This window comes from Fibrobacter sp. UWH4, from assembly GCF_900142475.1.
GTDB lineage: Bacteria > Fibrobacterota > Fibrobacteria > Fibrobacterales > Fibrobacteraceae > Fibrobacter.
The window spans coordinates 272033-291429 of sequence record NZ_FRAY01000002.1 but is presented as its reverse complement, the minus strand read 5'-3'; the positions used below and the strand labels follow the sequence as shown (position 1 = coordinate 291429).

At 52.5% G+C, this 19397-nt stretch carries 15 protein-coding genes; 6 read left to right on the top strand and 9 right to left on the bottom strand.

The window, feature by feature from the left end:
• Positions 1-23: 23 nt before the first annotated feature.
• From ruvC to mpaA, 3 genes are read left to right on the top strand one after another with little or no spacing between them, the layout of a single operon-like run.
• Positions 24-620, top strand: coding sequence for a crossover junction endodeoxyribonuclease RuvC (ruvC, locus tag BUA93_RS04075; protein WP_072977660.1), 597 nt, complete (start codon positions 24-26; stop codon positions 618-620).
• On the top strand, positions 617-1291 hold the full coding sequence (locus BUA93_RS04070) for a M15 family metallopeptidase (protein ID WP_139257747.1): 675 nt from the start codon (positions 617-619) through the stop codon (positions 1289-1291). Before ruvC ends, BUA93_RS04070 begins: the two co-directional genes overlap by 4 nt.
• Before the next feature lies 1 nt (position 1292).
• Positions 1293-1979, top strand: a complete 687-nt coding sequence (gene mpaA, locus BUA93_RS04065; RefSeq protein WP_072977656.1) for a murein tripeptide amidase MpaA — start codon at positions 1293-1295, stop codon at positions 1977-1979.
• Here the strand turns inward: mpaA and BUA93_RS04060 are convergent.
• The 9 genes from BUA93_RS04060 to BUA93_RS04020 all read right to left on the bottom strand — a co-directional run bounded on the left by BUA93_RS04060 (position 1942) and on the right by BUA93_RS04020 (position 16450).
• Positions 1942-2751, bottom strand: a complete 810-nt coding sequence (locus tag BUA93_RS04060; RefSeq protein ID WP_072977655.1) for a CDP-alcohol phosphatidyltransferase family protein — start codon at positions 2749-2751, stop codon at positions 1942-1944. The genes mpaA and BUA93_RS04060 overlap by 38 nt on opposite strands.
• 117 nt (positions 2752-2868) lie before the next feature.
• Positions 2869-4647 carry an ABC transporter substrate-binding protein gene (locus tag BUA93_RS04055; RefSeq protein WP_072978095.1) on the bottom strand — a complete coding sequence of 593 codons (1779 nt, stop codon included), beginning with the start codon at positions 4645-4647 and terminating at the stop codon, positions 2869-2871.
• Between the two features lie 115 nt (positions 4648-4762).
• Positions 4763-7297: a PQQ-binding-like beta-propeller repeat protein gene (locus tag BUA93_RS04050; protein WP_139257745.1), complete on the bottom strand. Its 2535-nt coding sequence runs from the start codon at positions 7295-7297 to the stop codon at positions 4763-4765.
• 23 nt (positions 7298-7320) lie between these two features.
• Positions 7321-8031, bottom strand: coding sequence for a response regulator transcription factor (locus tag BUA93_RS04045; RefSeq protein ID WP_072977651.1), 711 nt, complete (start codon positions 8029-8031; stop codon positions 7321-7323).
• Between the two features lie 3 nt (positions 8032-8034).
• On the bottom strand, positions 8035-10098 hold the full coding sequence (locus BUA93_RS04040; protein WP_072977649.1) for a sensor histidine kinase: 2064 nt from the start codon (positions 10096-10098) through the stop codon (positions 8035-8037).
• Positions 10099-10113: 15 nt separating this feature from the next.
• On the bottom strand, positions 10114-11298 hold the full coding sequence (locus BUA93_RS04035; protein ID WP_072977647.1) for a LysM peptidoglycan-binding domain-containing protein: 1185 nt from the start codon (positions 11296-11298) through the stop codon (positions 10114-10116).
• Between the two features lie 33 nt (positions 11299-11331).
• Complete coding sequence (locus BUA93_RS04030; RefSeq protein WP_072977645.1) at positions 11332-12654, bottom strand: hypothetical protein; 1323 nt, start codon at positions 12652-12654, stop codon at positions 11332-11334.
• A 125-nt stretch (positions 12655-12779) separates the two neighbouring features.
• Entirely contained in the window at positions 12780-14543 is a 1764-nt protein-coding gene (locus BUA93_RS04025) for an AAA family ATPase (protein ID WP_072977644.1), read from the bottom strand.
• A gap of 227 nt (positions 14544-14770) precedes the next feature.
• Positions 14771-16450 (bottom strand): glutamine--tRNA ligase/YqeY domain fusion protein, encoded by a 1680-nt coding sequence (locus BUA93_RS04020; protein ID WP_072977642.1) that lies wholly within the window; start codon positions 16448-16450, stop codon positions 14771-14773.
• An 87-nt stretch (positions 16451-16537) separates the two neighbouring features.
• Here BUA93_RS04020 and BUA93_RS04015 point away from each other — a divergent pair, with 87 nt between their 5' ends.
• From BUA93_RS04015 to BUA93_RS04005, 3 genes are read left to right on the top strand one after another with little or no spacing between them, the layout of a single operon-like run.
• The gene (locus BUA93_RS04015) at positions 16538-17938 is read left to right on the top strand and encodes an ATP-binding cassette domain-containing protein (protein WP_072978093.1); all 1401 of its coding nucleotides are present in this window, start codon (positions 16538-16540) and stop codon (positions 17936-17938) included.
• Between the two features lie 15 nt (positions 17939-17953).
• Positions 17954-19078, top strand: coding sequence for an Mrp/NBP35 family ATP-binding protein (locus BUA93_RS04010; protein ID WP_072977641.1), 1125 nt, complete (start codon positions 17954-17956; stop codon positions 19076-19078).
• Positions 19075-19371: a DUF971 domain-containing protein gene (locus tag BUA93_RS04005; protein WP_072977639.1), complete on the top strand. Its 297-nt coding sequence runs from the start codon at positions 19075-19077 to the stop codon at positions 19369-19371. The genes BUA93_RS04010 and BUA93_RS04005 overlap by 4 nt, the downstream gene beginning before the upstream one ends.
• The last annotated feature ends 26 nt before the right edge of the window (positions 19372-19397 follow it).

Below are 19397 nucleotides of genomic sequence, written 5' to 3'. Positions count from 1 at the left end.
TAGTTTTTTTTTATTTTAAGACCATGATTATTCTCGGGATAGACCCCGGTTCTATTACTACCGGCTATGCTTTTTTAGATACAGGATCGAAAAATTCCCGTGTGCTGGAATACGGCGTTCTCCACGCTCCTGCGGGGCATGTCCTCGAAGACCGCTTGCTGCAAATTGTGTCGGAGCTGGAAACGCTCCTGGACAAGTACCATCCCGAGGCTTTGAGCATGGAAGGGGTGTTCTTTGCGAAGAATGCAAAGAGCGCCCTGGTGCTGGGGCATATCCGAGGGGCTATTCTCGTGGCTTGCCGCCGCCGTGGAATGTCCTTTAACGAATATAGCCCCCGTGCGGTCAAACTGGCTGTCACGGGTGATGGTGGAGCCGCCAAGGAACAGGTGGCGAATATGATTTTTGCGCGTCTCGGAATCGAGGCGGGGGAACTTCCGCTGGATGCCTCCGATGCTCTTGCAATTGCCTGGACTCATGCAAATCCTGCTCCGCTCCTATCGAACCTTTCGGCCGCACTTCCTGCAGACTGCACCAAGAAGAAAATATCAAACCGCAAGAAAAAGCCGACCGTCAAACAGTGGGAAAATTTAATCCAGAAAATGGGAGGAAAACTTCCGTGAGCACTCAACTTTGTTTTGGTCTCCGCGATGCAAAATCTTCGGATTTCATCGAAATCGAAGGGTGTCCGCTGGATAAAGAGATTCTTTCGTTTTACAACAAATTAAAAGAAACGTTGGCGCGCGACGGTTTCAGGCTCCGCCTGGAATCTGCATACCGCCCCTTTGAACGCCAGCTGTCCATCTGGAATCGCAAGGCGGCGGGAAAACTCCCGCTCCTCGATGCAACGGGTACTCCTATGGAACGCCCCCGCGACGAGGAATCGCTGATGTATGCGATTCTCACTTGGTCGGCGCTTCCGGGCGCAAGTCGCCACCACCTGGGAACCGACCTCGATGTGGTCGACGGAAATGCCTGCCCCGAAGGTTACGAAGTGCAGCTGACTCCCGCCGAGTGCGACGGGATGTTCGCTCCGTTCCATCAGCGGCTTACGGAGCTGATGGCGTCCGGTGAATCTTTTGGATTTGAACGGGTTTTTGTTCCTGGTCGCGGCAAGATCCAGCCCGAAAAATGGCATATCGCGCACTTACCGACATCGCGGAAGTACCTAGAGGATTTCTCTCTTGCGGAACTCCGCAAACTCTACGAAAAGACGGATATTGCCTGCAAGTCGGCTCTTCTCGATAACCTGGAAACTCTCGCCCAAGATTACATCTATCCGTACTTTGTCTAAGATGCGTTCCTCTCTTCTTCTTCCTTTCTCTGAATACGGTCGCTCGGTCCTCGGAACGGCGCTTCGCTATATTCCTTGTGCAGGGGCTTGTCGGTTGCTTGTCGTTGCAGGAATCCACGGGGAGGAACCTGAGACGACGTTCCTTTTGAGTCGTGTACTCCGTGACTTTGAACGCCCCTTTGAAGACGTGGCGTTCGTGCTTTGCGCCAATCCCGACGGCATGACTCTTGGGACCCGCTGTAATGCGAACGGGGTCGACTTGAACCGCAACTTTCCGACCTCCAATTGGAGTGCCGATGCGGTCTATTGCCGGTCGGTTCTGGAAGCCCCTCGCGATACGGAACTTTCTCCTGGGACTGCACCCGGTAGCGAAAGCGAAACAAGGGCCCTTGTAGCCTTGGTCGAAAAGCTCTCTCCTGAATCGGTTCTTTCGATGCATGCTCCCATTGCTTGCGTCGATGCTCCCGCGAAGTCGCCCTTGGTCGAGCGACTCTGTGCGGCGTTCAACTTGCCGTGGCAACCCGATATCGGTTATCCGACTCCGGGAAGTTTCGGAACCTGGTGCAAAGAAAGAAAAAGTCCAGAGTGTGTCACCCTGGAACTTCCTCGAATGTCTTTAGAGGCCTTGTACGACCGCTATGGCGAAAGCTTTAGCGCCTTTCTTCGATCTTATTCTTCTCGGCGTTAGCGATAATCTTCTTGCGCTGGACAAGGCCGATGCCGAAGCCGATGACGAGATAGCTGGTGCAGAGAACCAGCAGGTATTCGGTGATAAAGGGGATCTTGTCCGAAATGAACACGAAACCGCAGATGTAGGTAATCACGATCAGGATTGCCTGGAAAATGTTGAAGATGGGGTTCTTGCGCGGCTGGAGCTTGGGCAGGAACAGCGGACAGACCATCAGTAGGCCCGTAACCAGCATCACGAACACGGGCAGGAACATGTGGATTCCGCTCTGATCTGCGAAAAATCCATGCGACTGAAGGTGGACAATCAGGATAGCGTTGATTGCACCTGCAAAGGTGGAGGGGAGGCCCGAGAAATGGTGGTGGTAGGTGTCACTGTCGCAGGCGTTGTACTTTGCAAGACGCATGGCGGCACAGAGCACGTAGATGGAGAACGTGACTACCAGCAGGACTCCGTTAGCCTGGAACCATTCAGGAGCGATGGTCTTGTAGGCAAAGAAAATCGTAAAGGCGGGAGCGAGACCGAAGGCAATCAGGTCGGAAAGGCTGTCGAACTGCGCTCCGAACTCGGAACTGGCGTTTACGAGTCGAGCGGCAAAACCGTCCAGCTTGTCCAGAAGGACGCTTAAAAGAATGAAATAGGCTCCCGTGCGGATGGGGTCGGCGCTAGTGAAAGAAGAAAAAGCCCCGGTCACCCAACAGATCGCAAAGACGCCCAGCAAAAAGTTCATGCTGGTAAAAGCATTAGGCAAAATAAAACGAGATTTACCCATAAAAACCTCCACTAAAAAGTGTCGCGAGAAATATAGTTTAATTCGGAATTACGAGCTCGAATTTCGGAATTAAATTCTAGAGAATCTACTCCGAATTCTGAATTCCGAAATTTAAATTTACTTCGCGGGCTTGATGTACCAGAGCGCTTTTACGCCGGCGGCGACAACCAGGCTCTGCGGAGGTGCGTAGGGGTTTTCTTCGGTGGGGAAGTTTTCCCAATGTCTGGTAGAGAACTGGTAATACTGCGTGGGGCGGTACATGACCGGGAGAACCGGAATCGTTTCCATAAAGATGCGGTTCAGGGCGCGGTAGGCTTCAGTCAGTTCCTTCTCGTCGGTGATGGCGGGAATCTTCTGAATTAATTTGTCTGCATCATCGTTCTTGTAGCGGCCCTGGTTGGCGAAAGATTCTTCACCGACGGGCTTGTAGGCGGCCGATCCCATCACCTGCTCGAAACGGTTCCACGGCGATGCCGCAGAAAGTTCGGCGGTTTGCGTCTTCATAGCGAGGTCGAAGGTGCCCAGACGCAGGTTCTTGTCCCAGACGCTGTAGTCGACGAACTTCTCTTCGGCGGCAAGTCCGATGTCATTCAGGGAACCTACGACAACCTTAATGGCGTCTTCCCAGTCGGTCCATCCTTGCGGACACTCGATGGTAAAACTGCGGACGGGTTTGCCCTTCTTGTCGAGCAGGTGACCGCTTTCATCCCAGCTGTAACCTGCATCGGACAAAATGGACTTCGCTTTCTCGATGTCATAGACATAGCCGTATTTCTCGGCATCTTCCTTGTTGAAATACTTGGACTCGGTTCCGAAGGGGAGAATGAACCCCGGCTGGATCACGGGAGTGTAGTTGGATACGGCGCGTGCCTTGATCTTTTCGAAGTTGATGGCGTGCATCATGGCGCGGCGTAGGGCTACGTCGTTAAAGGGGGCCTGCTGCTGGGCAATCAGCAAGGTTGTAATGGACCCCGGCTGGTGGTAGGGCTCGTTGCGGCTCCAGGCGCGGATGCTATCGCGGGCCTTATCCCAAATGCGCGGCAGGAATACGGACGAGATGTCGAGGTTTCCCTTGGTCATGGCACTGTTGAAGTGGTTGTTGCCGTTGTAAAGGGAATGGATGATATATTTCGGCGACGGTTTTTGTCCGTTATACTTGACGTTGCCCCAGTAGTTATCGTTGCGTTCCAGGACAATCTGGTCGGGAGAATAAGTCTTCAGCGTGTACGGACCAGAGAATACCGGCATGGAATCGTTCTTGAACTCGGTAATCTTGTTCATGTTGTAACCCTTGCCGGACTTGGCCCCCTGGATGAGCGGCTCGAATACGGCCTTGGGCAAAATGGAGGTTTCGGCAAGTGCGTTCAGGATGATGAGCGGGTTCTTGTTCTTGCCGAAGTGGAAGGTAATGTTGTTGTTGCCGTCGTCGGTGACCTGGCTTAAGAAATTCCAGTTGCCGTGACGTGGAGTCGGCAGCAGGGAATCAATTTTAAAGGTGTAAAGGACGTCGTCAACGGTAACGGGATTGCCGTTGTTCCACTTGGCGCGCGGGTCCAGATGAACCGTGATGCTGTTCTCGGAACTGGTGTAGCTGTCGGCGAGCATCGGTTCGAGTTCACCGTTCAACTGGTTGTAGGCCAAGAGCGCTTCGTAAGCGATTCTGCAATTTCCGTCAATAGGAAAGTTCGGATCGTAGTCCAAGGGGTTGAATGTCGACGGGGGAGCCCAGTCGAAGCCTCCGATATACAGCGTTTCGCTGCGGTCGTAGTCCGTGGCGGTCTTGCCCTCGGTAGCCTTGTTTTCTTCGTTGCAGGCGGCGAGTGTGAGTACACCTGCCGCAGCGAAACAGGCTGCCGCGATTCTTGAAAAACGATTCTTATTTGTTACCAAATTCATCCTTGTCCTTCCCTTGGGGTACAACATCTAAATTTAGTGTGTTTTTAATAAAAAAACCACCAACAATTATTTACAAGAGAGAAAAATGTACAGAAAAAGGGCGTTTTTTGTGAATTTATAATGAAAATCCGTACAAAAGACGCTTGGGCGAGGCGCTATATAGAATTTTGTTCATGATGAACGGGGGTCCCGCTCCGCCAGGAGTGCTGAACTTGCGCTCTACTTTTCCATTTTTAAGGGAAATGGCGACAATCTCGTTTCCTTGGTCAAGCCAGACCAAATCGTCTTTGACGAAGGGCTTCATGAATACGGAATTTGCTCCGTGGAATTTCCAGAGGGGAGCACCGGATTCGGTATAAAGTAACACGGATTGGTTCGCAAGTCCAATCAGGAATTTTCTGTCGCCTTGATCGTTAACGAGTTGCAGCGAAGATATGGCGTCGTCCATCAAAATCTGGAGCGGGGGAGTGTCCTTATGGTTTTGGTTGATAAGGTAGAGACGGTTCCCGCTGGAGGCAACGGCTGTAATGGAATCGCTGCTGAGAATGTGCGTAATCTGTCCGGGAATCTTTCGTGTAGAGCCTTCTTTAGTTTGTCCTGAATCGTCGTTTAGCGATACGATTTCCCCTTCCAAGTTACAGGCGTAAAGTTCCTTGGAATTAGCGGAGAGTAGGAATGGAACGGCAAAAATCTTGCGGGACCAGGTGAGCTTGTAGTCGGATTTCAGAATCTTAAGCAGGAATCCGTTCCAGGTCGATACGTAAATCGCCTTGTCGGTCACCATCGTTTCGAATGCCTTGCCCGGAAGTTGTAGCGTGAGGGCCGTGTTTTCGTGAACTAGGTCGTAGACGGACAAGTTGTAGCCCGAAGCGATAACGAGCGTGTTTTCGTCATTGTCGATGGCGTGATTGTTGTTGAAATTTCCGATACTCTTGGACCAACGGAGATCCCCATTTTCGGCGTTGAAACAAAATAGCTTCTCTGCGGCGGGATCGATGGTGTAGAGGTTTTTCTTGCTACTGAAGAATTGGGGGTAAAGCGTCTTGGGCGAAATGGGTAGCTGGTTGACGAACTTAGCCCCGATGGCTTTACTGTAGCGGCTCAGGATCAGGCGGGTGACTTGAGGGTTGCTTGCCGAGAGACGGACCGCTTCGGACCAGGCCTTTTGCTTGTCGCGGGTGTTGCCGTTTTGGTTCTCGAGGTATAGGGCCTTGAAAAACCAACCTTCGGCATTACCCGGTTCCTGCTTGAATAGGGTGGTCAGGAGAGTTTGCAGTTCTTCCCAGTTTTCTTCTTCAACGAGTTTGCCGGCCTGTCTTGCCGTGAGTTCCGATTGAAGGATTTTCTTGCCGTAATAGTGGGGCGAAAGGGCGGTCAGCTTATGTTCGCCGAAATCCAGGTAAATATTGCCATTGGTATGAATGGGGGCGTGCTCGATAGGCTTGGTGAAATTGAAATGCCACAGGGGCACAAGCATCGTGTCAACCGCGATAATTGTTCCTTCGCTGGAAAATAGGCCGAGGGTTCCCTTGGCGAGGGGGTGAATGGCCGTGGCGTCGCTCTGTGCAGAAACTAGTGGGTAACCGTTCTTCTTGCTTATGAAGGTAATCTTGCCCGAAGCCTCGAGAATCGCAATGTTCTTTTCGAAGGGCTCAATGCTTTCGACATTGTTGACGGAAACTTTCCACAGGGGGGATGTCCGTTGCTTGGGATTGTATCCATAGAGGTAGTTTCCCGAAACCAGGTATATCAGCGACTTGTCGACAAGGACCTTCTTGATGACATCGAACTGGGCGATGGTCTTGCGGTCAGAACCGTTTTCGGGAGAAATGAAATGGAGCGCATTGTCGGTACAGTTGAGAACGAACTCGGCTGTAGGCGCGTAGAACCCTTCGGCGATGCAACCGCTGTACTTGTCCGAAATTTGCGCCTTGATCCCCTTGCTGTTCAGGAGCGTGAGTTGGTTGTTTCCTTGGGCGAGTGCCTTGTCCTCGTGGACAAGGAATTGGATAATCCCACCCAGGAGGTATTTGCGGTCAGGTCTGTTCGCGTAGAAGGACTTGAAAACGAGGCTGTCATTTTCGGGGGACTGGTACCAGACTCCCTGCGGCGTTACTGTCAGGACCTGTGCGTTTGCGGGGAGCTCCTGAGAAACTTTGACTAATCGATCGTCTTCGATTTTGTGGATGGTTCCGTCGCGAAGTTGGATGAACGTCGGGGATTCGCCGAAAGTCCTGCTGATGGAAGTCTTTAGCGAAATCGGGGTACGGAGCAGGTTCTCGGCTTGGCTGCTGGTAGCGCTCTCGCGTTCCGATAGCCAGTAGGCCTTGCCTGTTTCGGTGGTGCGATTCAGGCTCTGGTTGTAGTAAAAATTGGCTGAGGCTTTGTTGCCCGAGAGTTCCTGGATTTTCCCGAGATAGAAATAGGCTCTTTCCTTGTCGTCTTCGTCACCGTTGTTGGCTGCGTCTTCAAGCAATTTGATTGCTGTCGAGGATTCCCCCTTCATCTCAAAGATGTAGATGGCTTCCTGGATGGATGTCTCCATCTTCTCGGCGTTCGCGGTGGATACAAGGCCGCATAACCACACGATTGCAAGCACCGCGCGGATTTTATTACCGAGAGAACCTATTTCCAACATTCTTCTTTTCATTCTGAAATTTGGATTCCGAATATCTATGCGTCGAACTTGTATCCTGCACCTCGGACTGAAATGATTATTTTCGGGTCGGCGAGATCGTCTTCGATTTTGCGACGCAAGTTCGCGATGTGGTTGTCTACGGTGCGGGTCGAGGGCATGTTTTCGTCAGTGTAACCCCAGATTTCCTTGAGAATGTCTTCGCGCAAGACGACTTCCCCGCGGTGGGCCCAAAAGTACTTGAGTATCAGGTATTCGCGGGTCGTGAGGTCGAGCGGGACTCCGCCCTTGGTCGCCTCGAACTTCTTGACATCGACCTTTATGTTCGCAAATTCCAAAACGTCGGGAACCGCGGCGGTGTTTGCGCTGGCCTGCGGTTCTATTCGGCGCTTGAAAGCCTTCACGCGGGCGAGCAGTTCCAGGATAGAGAACGGCTTGGTCACGTAGTCGTCGGCACCCATTTCAAGCCCTGCCACCTTGCTTGTTTCTTCGGTTTTTGCCGTGAGCATGATGATGTAGGTTTCGGGATGCTTGTTCCTGATGTAACGGCAGACTTCGAATCCGCTCTTTTTCGGAATCATCAAATCCAGAAGCACCAGGTGCGGCTGGTAGGAGTCGGATTTCGCAATGGCTTCCTCGCCGTCGCAGGCCGTTTCCACTTCGTAGCCTTCCATTTCGAAGTTGTCCTGGAGGCCGAGGCGGATGATTTCTTCATCCTCTACGATCAGTATTTTGAAGTTTTGTGCCATGAGTTATTCTGCCCTTTTAAACTTGACGGTGAATGTCGATCCTTTTCCTGGTTTGCTGACAAGTGAAATTGTCGCCTTGTGCGTCTCTGCAACTCTCTTGACGGTGGCAAGTCCGAGCCCGGATCCCTTGGTGCTTCGGGTCATTTCGTCACCGACTCTATAAAAATCATTAAATATATTTTTTTGTTCCGAAGAGGCGATGCCAATACCCGTGTCAGCAACGGAGAAAACAATCCAGTCGTCTTCGCTCTTGACATCGATGGTGATATCGCCCGGGGCTTCGGTGTATTTGATGGCGTTGTCGATCAGGTTCTGGACAAGGCTGTAAAGGGCTGTATAGTCGCCCATCACGAAAACGTTCGGCTCGAAGTGCGTGTAGAAGGTGAGGCCCTTTTCGACACCGATGTCTTCGACCGCGTCAAAAACTTTCTTGGCGCAAATGGAGAAATCCAGCCGTTCCCACTTGAAGGCTCCCGTTCCGTGTTCCATACGTGTGTAGTTGAGAATGGCGCCGATCAGGTTTTCAAGTCTCGATGCTTCCTTGCCGATGAGGGTGGAGTATTCTTGTACTTTTTCCGCTTTCTGGAGCCTTCCGCGGGCCATCATCTCGGCGAACATCTTGATGGAGGTCAGGGGCGTCTTCAGCTCGTGCGACACACTCGACAAGAAGTTCGCCTTCATGGCGAGCAATTTGCGTTCCTGCGTGATGAATCGGAACATGAAGAAGGATCCGAAAATGACGGTGATGAGCGCGAACAGCATCAGTCCGTACATCAGGAACATCCGGTGGCGAGTTTCCTTGCGAATATCCTGCATGTCTTTTTCGTACAAGGTAAATTCCCAGTCAAGGGCTTCTGAAATTTCGTGCTGGCCGATAATGGGGGCGTCCTTCGGAATGCTTCCTAAAATGAGGCTGTCGTTTTTCTCGGTGATGGAGAAGGGAATATTCTTGAAACTTTGGGTGACGGTCTTGAGGCGGTTCAGGAGTCGAGTCCTGTAGGCATTGCGGTCCAGTTTAGCAATGACGACCTGGTCACCAGACAAGTAGGGGTAAGACATCTTGAATAGGGTCGCGTCATCGGTGTTGCGGTAGAGAATGCCTTCCTTGGAAGATACAACATCATTCAGGATTTCTTGGAACTGGTCCTTGTGGTGGTGCAGAATGTCCATATAGCCCAGCTGTCGGTTGAAGTTCTCGCGCAGGTTCCAGAAGGCTTCACGTTTGTCTTGGGCCAATTTTTCGAAGGAGAGGATTTGTGTAAAGGCTGTTTCGAAGAAGAACTTGGATGAGGATACGTCGTCGATGTCCTGTTTCTCCAGGAACTGGACCAGTACAGAAAGACAGTAGTCCTGCGCTTCCTGGTGCTTGCGCTGCTTTACGAGAATTTCGAAATGGAGCAGGTTGACCGCTCTGGTCAGGTCGGCGTGCAGGTAGCCTTGCTGGTGGGGCGAATTTTCTAGAATCGATAGCAGTTTTAGGGCTTCGTCATAGTTCTTCTGCTTGTAGTAGAACCGGATGAGTCCTAGCAAATTCTGTATCTGGTCGTCGTGGGTTTCGAAAAAGAAACTGGTGGGCTTCAGACTCTTGGAACGCTTGGCGAGGTAAATCCTCTGCGAAAGGCTATCCTTGAAACCGGCTGTTTCTTCCTGGTAGAGATTGATGGATTGCGGGGTTGCTACGCTGCTCGAAAAATCGGGGGACTTGAAGAAGTTCCTCGACGACAGGTCGGGGTAGATGAGAGTCCCCTTGTTAAATAGGAAAATAGCTTCGATGCCTTCGACGGACTTGAATTCGGTGGCGTGTCCAAAGTCAAGGAGGCCCTGCGGTTGTTCATATAGGAAAAGCGACGCCGCTTTTGTTTCCTGGTAAATCTTGGCTTGCTCTTTTTCTATAGCGTCTTCGACTTCGTTTTGAAACGCGGAGAGGTTCTCGTCGAAGTTCTTCTGTGCCAGGTAAACTTCGTTCTGGATGTTCCTGAAACTCAGGTAAGACAAAATAGCGGTGGGTAGAATGATACCCCCCGCAAATAATAGGACGAACAGCAGATTATTTCGTGAAACCTGCATTGCCGGTCCGTTTGCCTACTTTACGATTTGGGCTCGGTGGGTGACCGACACCTTGTGACCGATTTCGATATGGCGGCTATTGGAGTAAAGCTCGCGAATCAAGACGGACGACTCGTTTTTGGTCGCCCTGACGATCAGGCCGCGTCCGAGGAGGCGGGGCGGAAGGGTCGCATCGGAGTGGTCTTCTGCCCAAATGGCAACGCCGTCACCGGTGTTGTAGGCCTGGGCAGAACCCTTGTCGATCAGGACATAGGAGTAGGCTCCGATCAGCAACATGGGATCCATGGCGTAACGGATCCTGGCAAGGGAATCCATCCTGGCCACGCTGTCGGGGGTGTAACCCGAAACGTTGATGGCCTGTAGTGGCTGTTTCATTCTAGCCTTGGATTGGTTAATCTTGATTTCGCGGAAGGCCGTCACGACCTTGGCTCGGGAAAGCGTATCGCCGATGGCGGTAATCTTGGCAATGCCGCTCAGGCGGAGCAGGGCGTACTTGGTAAAATCGGTTCCGTTTGTTGCAGGAACGTTAATGGGTTTTGCGTCGATGATTTCGACGAGGTCGCCTCTCTTGAGCTTGCTGTTGGTCTTTTTACCCACGCCGACAACGACTTCGTTTTCGGGCATGTGGATAATGGGTTCCTTCTTTTCGCCGGAGCGGATCGAAATGAAGCGCTCGTCTTTCTTGAGGGAATCCAGCGTGTAGATTTCGGGGGCGTGCAACTGGTAGTAACCGTTGAAAATCTTCGGAGCCGGACGCTGCTGGTAATAATAGGAGTCTTCCGGCTTGCGTTTCTTTTGGCTCTTCTTGTCCTTGTCGCGAAGGTTGCCGAGGAGGTTCTCGAATTCGGCGTTGCGTTCGTCGTTCTCGTCGCAACCGGCGTTCTTTACATAATAGCCTTTGCCCTTGGGGAGTGCTGAATCCGAAATGGCTGCGTTACAGGGATACTTGGTCTTTTCGACCGCGATAACGTTCCCGTTCCCTTCTTGGATGCTATCTCCCAGATAGATGGAATCGCCCGGATAAATCCAATGCGGGTCCTGGATGTGGCGGTTATTTTCCCAAAGGTCCGGCCAGGCAAAGGGGTCCTTAAGGAATTCGTCACTCAGGTCCCAGAGGGTATCTCCTTCCTTGACGATGTAGGCGGATGCCAACAAGGCGGAAAGTCCAAGACAGATGGATGCACACTTTAAAAATCGCATAATAATCCTTTACAGGCTGATTACGTCAATAATTTAACCTTTTCTTTGCCTGAAAGTCGGGCTACCCTGGCTAAAATGCGGAATTTCGCTTGTTTTTTGCCTAGAGATGCGCTCCTGGGGGCGCTGGACGTTGCGGGAACGGGACTTCTGCACCGGATTCTGGCCTAAAATACCAGCGCGGTCAGGCACGAAAAGGAACAGCACTTCGAACTTGCCGCTACCGGGTTCCAGGTAAAGCGGGATGCTCTTGCGGAGCATGTAGTTCTCGTTGCGGAACTGTTTGATGGTGCGTGCGGCAACCTCGAGGTTGGAGGTCTGCAGCAAAATTCTTTCGGGTCTCGAAAGCGCAGCCGCCTGGGCGACTCCCTGGGCGAGCGGTTCATCGCCGGGCAGGTTGAAATAGAATGTCCACCGGCCTTCGTTTTCGTCTTTGGCGAAGAACTTGCCGAAGAATTCCTGGTCCACGTGGCTGCGGATGAATTTCATGTTTTCGTCGATGGCGTTGCGGGCGTTCAGTCGCGAAGACTGCATAGCGTATTCGCGACAGTCCATCGATACGACTTTTTTGAATAAATTAGCGAGCGAGGCGCTGACGAAGGAACTGCCGGAGTAGAATTCAAAGAAACAGTCTTCGCGGTTGGGGTGGATCGCCTTTTCGATACGTCCGGGAAGTCCAAGCCAGGAATCGCGCATGCGGGGGGCCCAGTCCAAGACGTGCATGCTGATACCGGAATCTCCAATCGGCATGAAGTCGCTACCGAAGGCGCATTTTGCCTCGACCTTCATGGGCGTTGTTCCGGCGGGGTCAAACGGCTGGTCCGGCAGGCACTGGATGTGATGGCAGCTGATGACTTCGGGGAAATTCCTCTGGATAAATTCAACGAAAGTCTTGTAGCCGTGAGCGGAAATTTTTCCCTTGAGGTTGACCTGGACGAGCAGGGCGTAGTTGCCGTCGCCTACGGCACGGAACCAGATTTCGCGGAGCGCCTTGCTAAAGATATGCAGGTGTTCTTTCTTGAGTTGTTCAAAGACACGAGTGACAAGTTCCGGAGCCTTCATGTCGCGGGCGGGTGCATCTATCGTAAGTGATTCCTGCTTGCCGCGGTAGGTCTTGATAATGCGCCAGTCTGAGTGTTCGGGAAGGGTTTCGGCCGTGTACCAGGCTTGGATCTTTCCGGGAATGCGGTTCGTTTCTGCCCAGGCTTCAAGTTGTTTCTTGATGTCGTCGAAAGTCGGAATCGTGCGTACGACCGGCTTCACCGGCTTTTCGGCTTTCGGTGCTTCCGTTTGTTCCTTGCCGCGACGTACGGAATTTCCGCGTGCGCGATTGTTTGTACTTCTAAAATTGTTCTTCATTTTTAATTCTTTACTTTTACTTTATCTTTGGATCCTTCGACTTCGGGCATAGCCCTTTGCTCAGGACGACTCATTCGTGGCTAGGCAACTTCCTACTTGAGTAATTCCGAAATCCGAATTCTGAATTAAACAAGGAATCTCGGGTAAATCCACGAACATTCGCGTGCAAGAGTTTTCGGGAACTCGCGGAAGTTTCCGTTAATCTGGTACAGGTTCAGGCTACCTTCGACGGGCAACAGCTTAATGACGGAGTCCGCTCTCGATTCCAGGTAAGGATATTCATCGAGGTTACAGGACGACACGACTGCGCAGCCTGTCAGGGCGATAATGGTATCGATCATCTGCATCAGAATCTGGTGCGGAGCCCCGTTCAGTCGGGTGGACTTGGGGTTGTGAAGCACGGCGGAAATCGGGTCGATGACGACGACTCGATAGTCGTGGTTTTCCAGTCGCTTGGCACCTTGAATACGTTTTGCGATCAGTTGTGCGGTTTCAATCGGCGAAAGTGCCGTTCCGCGCAGGTTCAGGAAGCCGAACTTGGGGGAGCTCGCGTTCAGGTTGCGCTTGGCGCCCAGCAGGTAAAGGCGGTTCAGGAATACGGACTTGGTGAATTCGAAATTGATGAATAGCACATCGCTCGAAGAAGTGGCGTTGCCGAACCAGTCCTCACCGTAACAGATGGAAAGGCCGAGGTCCATGAGTGCAAGGGACTTTCCGCTCTTCGGTGGTGCCGTGAACAGGAAAAATTCTCCTGCGCGGAGCATATTCTCGACGATGGTCTGGTCTTTCTTGGGGGCTTCCTCGGTATCGCTTGCAAGTTCGATGAGCGGCTTGCCGTCCAGGGAATATTCCACCCATTCCTGCCATTCCTTGAAGTTCTTGGCGCCTTGTTCAAGGCCAATTAGGTACTGTTGTTTTCCGCCACGGAGAACGCCGGGCATACGCACCATCATGTGGGCGTTTCGGTTGCTCGGGTCGACCTTGAATCCCTGGGAGTCGAGTGTCTTGAAAAGGAAGTCTACGCGTTCGTTGTATTCCTCTTCGTCGTTTGCAAAAATCTTGACCCACGCCTGCACGGAGTTCGCGCCCGTGTTCACGAGGGCGGCGCAGGGGAGGTTAAGAGCCTTGTAGTAGGCGAGCTGCTTGGCCAAGGACATCTTGGGATTGTCTACCACCACGTAGCGGTAGTGCCAGGATTCGTCCGAGGCGTCTTCGCCGCCCTTGACGGCGTTGATGCAGAGAAGGGCGCCTTCGGGGCTGTCGAGGCTCTTCATGATTTTCTTGATGGAGTCGTCCTGCCCGATGATGTTCGAGACGAGTTCCTCGCTGCTTTCGGGGGTGTTCGATACCTTGAATGCGATTGTCTCGTCGGGGTCGAAGGTGGCTTCCAAAAGTTTGGCGAGGTCCTTGCGCCAGTCTGCGGCGGGCCAGGGAATGGAGAGCGCTTCGGGGTCAATCTTGAAGTTCTGCAACAGTTCCAGGGACTGTGTGTCGAGGCCCATGGCAAGCATCTGCTCCATGGAAATCATACCGGCCGAAAGGGGGTTGATAATCGGCATGGCCACCGTCTGCGGAGGGGCGGTGGTCTGGGGCTGTGCAGGGAACCCCTCCGCAGACGGTGCCGCGTTCTGCGCCGCTGGTGCGGGTTTTTCTTCGGGGCGTTCCGAGGAGCGCTTTTCGGCGGAGAACGCGCGGCGAAGAGTCTGTTCGACCTCTTCGCCGTCCATGCCGTCGTCGCGGGCCTTGCCGCCGAGCTGGAAACTGGCGTCCATGAAGGTCCAGCCTTCTTCCATAGCGGCGACACCCGCCTTGTAGAGCTCGGCTTTGAGTTCGTTCGGACTATACTTGTTCTTCAGGAACAGGTTGATGGTCTTTTTTGCGTTTTCCATAAGCGCCTCGAATGCTTTAGCGTATTGAATGTAGCTTTTTAAATCAAAAACGAATAATTAAAAATGAAAAATTGTAAAAAAAAGGCGATAAATATGAAAAAACACCCCAGAAAAGTCTCTAGGATGTTGAATTTTAATTTGTCTAAAATATTTTCTAAACTCGAAATGTAATGTGGAATGTGAAATGAGGATCGTTTAACCTCGCCTTTCACATCTCTCACCTCACATTATTTTGTCGGATTGAAACTATCCTTCAAGCCCACCGTTCTGTTGAACACCAGGTGGCCCGGCTTGGAATCTTCGCTGTCGAGGCAGAAGTAACCCTGGCGCATAAACTGGAAGCGGTCTTCGAGTTTTGCGTTTGCAAGGCTCGGTTCCACCTTGGCCTGCTTAATGACCATGGATTCCGGGTTCAGGTAGTCGTGCCAGTCTTCGCCTTCGGGAACTGCCGAGGGGTCTTCGAGCGTGAACAGGTTGTCGATCAGGCGCACTTCGGCATCCACGGCGTGAGCGGCGGAAACCCAGTGGATGGTGCCCTTGACCTTACGGCCGTCAGGCGTTTCGCCACCCTTGCTCAGCGGGTCGTAAACGCAGTGAATCACCTTCACCTTGCCGTCGGCGTCCTTTTCAACGCTCTTGCAGGTCACGAAGTAAGCGCCCTTCAGGCGGACTTCGCCTTCCGGCTTCAAGCGGAAGTACTTCTTCGGCGGTTCTTCCATAAAGTCGTCGGCTTCGATGTAGAGTTCGCCGCTGAACGGAACCTGGCGCGTACCTGCATTCGGGTCGTTCGGGTTGTTCTCGACTTCAATCATTTCGACCTTGCCCGCTTCCCAGTTGTCAATCACGAGCTTGACCGGATCAATCACGGCCATCACGCGGTTCGCGGTCTGGTTCAATTCTTCGCGGATGCAGAAGTAGAGCAGGTTCACATCGACCATGGAGTCGGCCTTCGACACGCCGATGCGGTCGCAAAATTCGCGGATGGAACTCGGGGTAAATCCGCGGCGGCGGTAACCGCAGACCGTCGGCATACGCGGGTCGTTCCAGCCCATTACGGCCTTCGTCTGCACCAGTTCCAGGAGCTTACGCTTGCTCATCATGGTGTAGGTCAGGTTCAGGCGGGCAAATTCAATCTGCTGCGGGCGATTGTCCAGACCCAGTTCAATCAGGAACCAGTCGTACAGCGGGCGGTGGGCTTCGAATTCCAGCGTACAGATGGAGTGGGTAATGCCTTCGATCCAGTCGCTGAGCGGGTGAGCAAAGTCGTACATCGGGTAGATGCACCACTTGTCACCGGTGCGGTGGTGGGTGCAGTGCTTAATACGGTAAATGACCGGATCGCGCATGTTCATGTTCGGGCTCGAAAGGTCCACCTTCGCGCGCAGGCACTTTTCGCCGTCGGCATACTTGCCGTCGCGCATTTCACGGAAGAGCTTCATGTTCTCTTCGACGCTGCGGTCGCGGTAAGGGCTCGGGCGGCTCGGCTTACCGGCATCGTTGCCGCGGTATTCCTGCATCTCGTCGCGGGTCAGGTCTTCTACATAGGCCTTGCCCATTTCAATCAGTTTTTCGGCAAAGGCGTAAATCTGGTCGTAGTAGTCGCTCGCGAAGTATTCGCCGCCCTTCCATTCAAAGCCGAGCCACTTCACGTCTTCACGGATGGAATCCACGTATTCCACGTCTTCTTTAGTGGGGTTCGTGTCGTCGAAACGGAGGTTCGTGATGCCGCCGAAGTCCTTATACTTGTTTGCCGTACCGAAATTCAGGCAGATGGACTTGGCGTGTCCGATGTGGATGTAACCGTTCGGTTCGGGCGGAAAACGGGTGTGCACGCTCTTGCGCTTGCCCGTCTTGAGGTCGTTAACGATAATGTCCTGTACAAAATTCGAGGATTCGGGAATATCCATGGTTTTAACCTTTCTGTTTTACGGGGCTAAATGTAGAAAAAATTGTTTCTTTGCCAAGTTTAGGCTCACTTTTCTATCTTTATGGACATGGAATTTAAGCGTTTTGAGGCCTTGATCGAAATGTTCCCGCAGGTGCAGATTTTTAGCACCGAGGGCGAGGACCTGGACCGGGTCATTACCCATTTTTTGAACCAACAGAAGAATGTCTCCACGATGTCGGAAGCGATGCAGCGTAAAATTCAGCATGCGCTAGCTCCGTTTTTCCAGCAGCGCTTTATCAGCCTGCACGATGAAGAAGCTCCGCTGGTTCGTCATCTCCTGCTGAAAAAGAAGTTTTTCTTGCAGACGGACCGTTATATCGACGACATGGCGTGGCCGGAGACCGATCCCGATAAATTGGATGAGGCGCTAAAGATTGCCGACTTGTCCGAAGAAGTCCTGGACCGTAAGCTTCTAAGCCTTTCGAACGGGGAATTGCGCCGCGTCCTGTTGGCGCGCATGTGGATGGAAAATCCGCAATGGGTCTACTTTAACGACCTGTTTGGCGGACTTGACCCGGAATACCGCCGGCATCTGGCTTCGAGCGTGGTTCAGCTTTCGAAACGCAGTGGCCTGAAGGTGGCCGTGCGCCTCGCCCGCGAAGATGAACTGCTCCCAGAAATCCCTGCGTTCGTTTATGCCGACAAGACCTTCTCGCCGTATGCAGGCGAATTGCCAACAGAAGTCGCGAAGCCGAAGTTTACGAAGGCCGAACTCAAGGATTACGAGATAGTTTTGCTCAAACCTCAAAGCGAGCTTGCGAGCGATCCCGTCGCTCAAACCTCTTCTGAAATCCTTTTCGATCTCAAGAACGTGAATGTCCGCTTTGGCGAAACCGATGTGCTCAAGAATCTGAACTGGACTGTCCGTAAGGGCGAACATTGGGCGGTTATGGGCGAGAATGGGGCGGGTAAGAGTACCCTCCTCGGCATGCTCACGGCGGACCACCCCCAGATTTACAAGAACGATATCACACTTTTGGGAAAGCGCCCGGGGCATGGCCTGAATATCTGGGAACACAAGGCGGAACTCGGATTCTTCTCGCCGGAACTGGCTCTCCAGTATCGCGAGGACTTGAGCTTGTCCGAGGTGCTGTGTACGGGCTTTACGTCGAATCTCTGCAAGGCGGAAAATACCACCTGGGAAGAACGTGCGAAGGCGAAGGAATGGCTCAATTATCTTGGTTTCGATGATGTTGACGCTCGCTACCGTAGTTTGTCGCCGATCGATAAGCGCGTTGTTCTCATGGCGCGTGCGGCGATTCGGCCTCCCAAGGTTCTGCTGCTCGATGAACCGACGCAAGGTCTCAAGGGCGAATACCGCGAAAAGATATTCAACTTGTTGCAACTTCTTTCGAAGGAGACGACGATTATCTTGGTGAGCCATTACGAAGAGGAATGGCCGCCTTGTATGACGCACCTTCTCCGTATGCCGAAATTCTCGATGTAGGATCATAAACATATTATGCAACTGAACGAACAAACGATTCTCAAATCCTTGCAGGCGGTTCAAGACCCCGACCTGCACAAGAATATTGTCGAACTGAACTTTGTCCAGAATTTAAAGATCGATGGTGACAAGGTGAGTTTTGATTTGCGCCTGACAACTCCGGCTTGCCCGATTCGCGACAAGTTCAAGGACCAGTGCATCGCAATCGTAAAGTCGCTCGGAGCTTCCGATGTGCAGGTGACGTTTACCGCACAAGGTCGTGTGGATAACACCAATACGGCGGCGCAGGCTCCGAAGGTTTCTTACATTGGCGATGTGGCGCATGTGGTTGCGGTTGCTAGTGGCAAGGGGGGTGTCGGTAAATCGACTGTGACGGCGAACCTCGCGATGGCGCTCAGCCTGTCCGGTGCCCGCGTGGGTATTCTGGATGCCGATATTTACGGCCCTTCGATGGGACTCATGTTCGGTATTGACAAGGCTCCCGAGGTTTTCGAGGACAATACGATTGCTCCGGTCGAGGCAAAGGGCGGCATCAGCATTGTCAGTATGTGTATGTTCGCTGATAGCGATAAGGCGACCATCTGGCGCGGTCCGATGGTTTCGCAGATGATCCAGCATTTTATTCACCACGTGCGCTGGGGCAAACTTGATTACCTGCTGGTAGACTTTCCTCCAGGAACGGGCGACATTCAACTGACGCTTACGCAGAACTGCCCGATGGCCGGTGCCGTGGTGGTGACGACTCCGCAGGAAGTTGCCCTCGCTGACTGCCGCAAGGGCCTTGCTATGTTCGATTCCGTGGGGGTACCCGTGGTAGGCGTCGTCGAAAACATGAGTTACTTTATTTGCGACCAGTGCGGCAAGGCGCATCATATTTTCCGTGAAGGTGGTGGTGACCGCATCGCGAAAAGCTGGGGCGTCCCGGTGATTGCGAAGGTGCCTCTCGAACCTGCCGTTGCCGATTGCGGTGACCAGGGAATACCTGCAGTACTCCGTTACCCGAATTCGGAATCGGCAAAATCGTTCATGCAGGCGGCCGATGTCATGGTGCGTACACTCTCGGTATTCAAGACCGAAGGCGATGGAGTGCTCAAGACATTCAATTATGAATTTGCAGAACTTCCCGAGGAGGATGTATGATCCAGCCCAAGAAAGTATTTAGGACAAAGGATGGCCGTCTCGGATTTGAATGGAACGATGGTACGCGTGGTGCGTGCGCCATTCGCGACTTGAGACTTGCGTGTCCCTGTGCGTTGTGCGTCGATGAACATACGGGCGAAAAGTTGCTGGACGATTCTTCTGTATCGGCGGATATCAAGCTTGTCCGTGTGCAGTCTATCGGTCGCTATGCAGCGGGCCTTTCGTTTGATGACGGACACAATTCAGGAATTTACCCTTACGACAAGTTGTATAACTTGACGAAAATAAAGTAAAAAGACATATTTGGATTGTCTTCTTG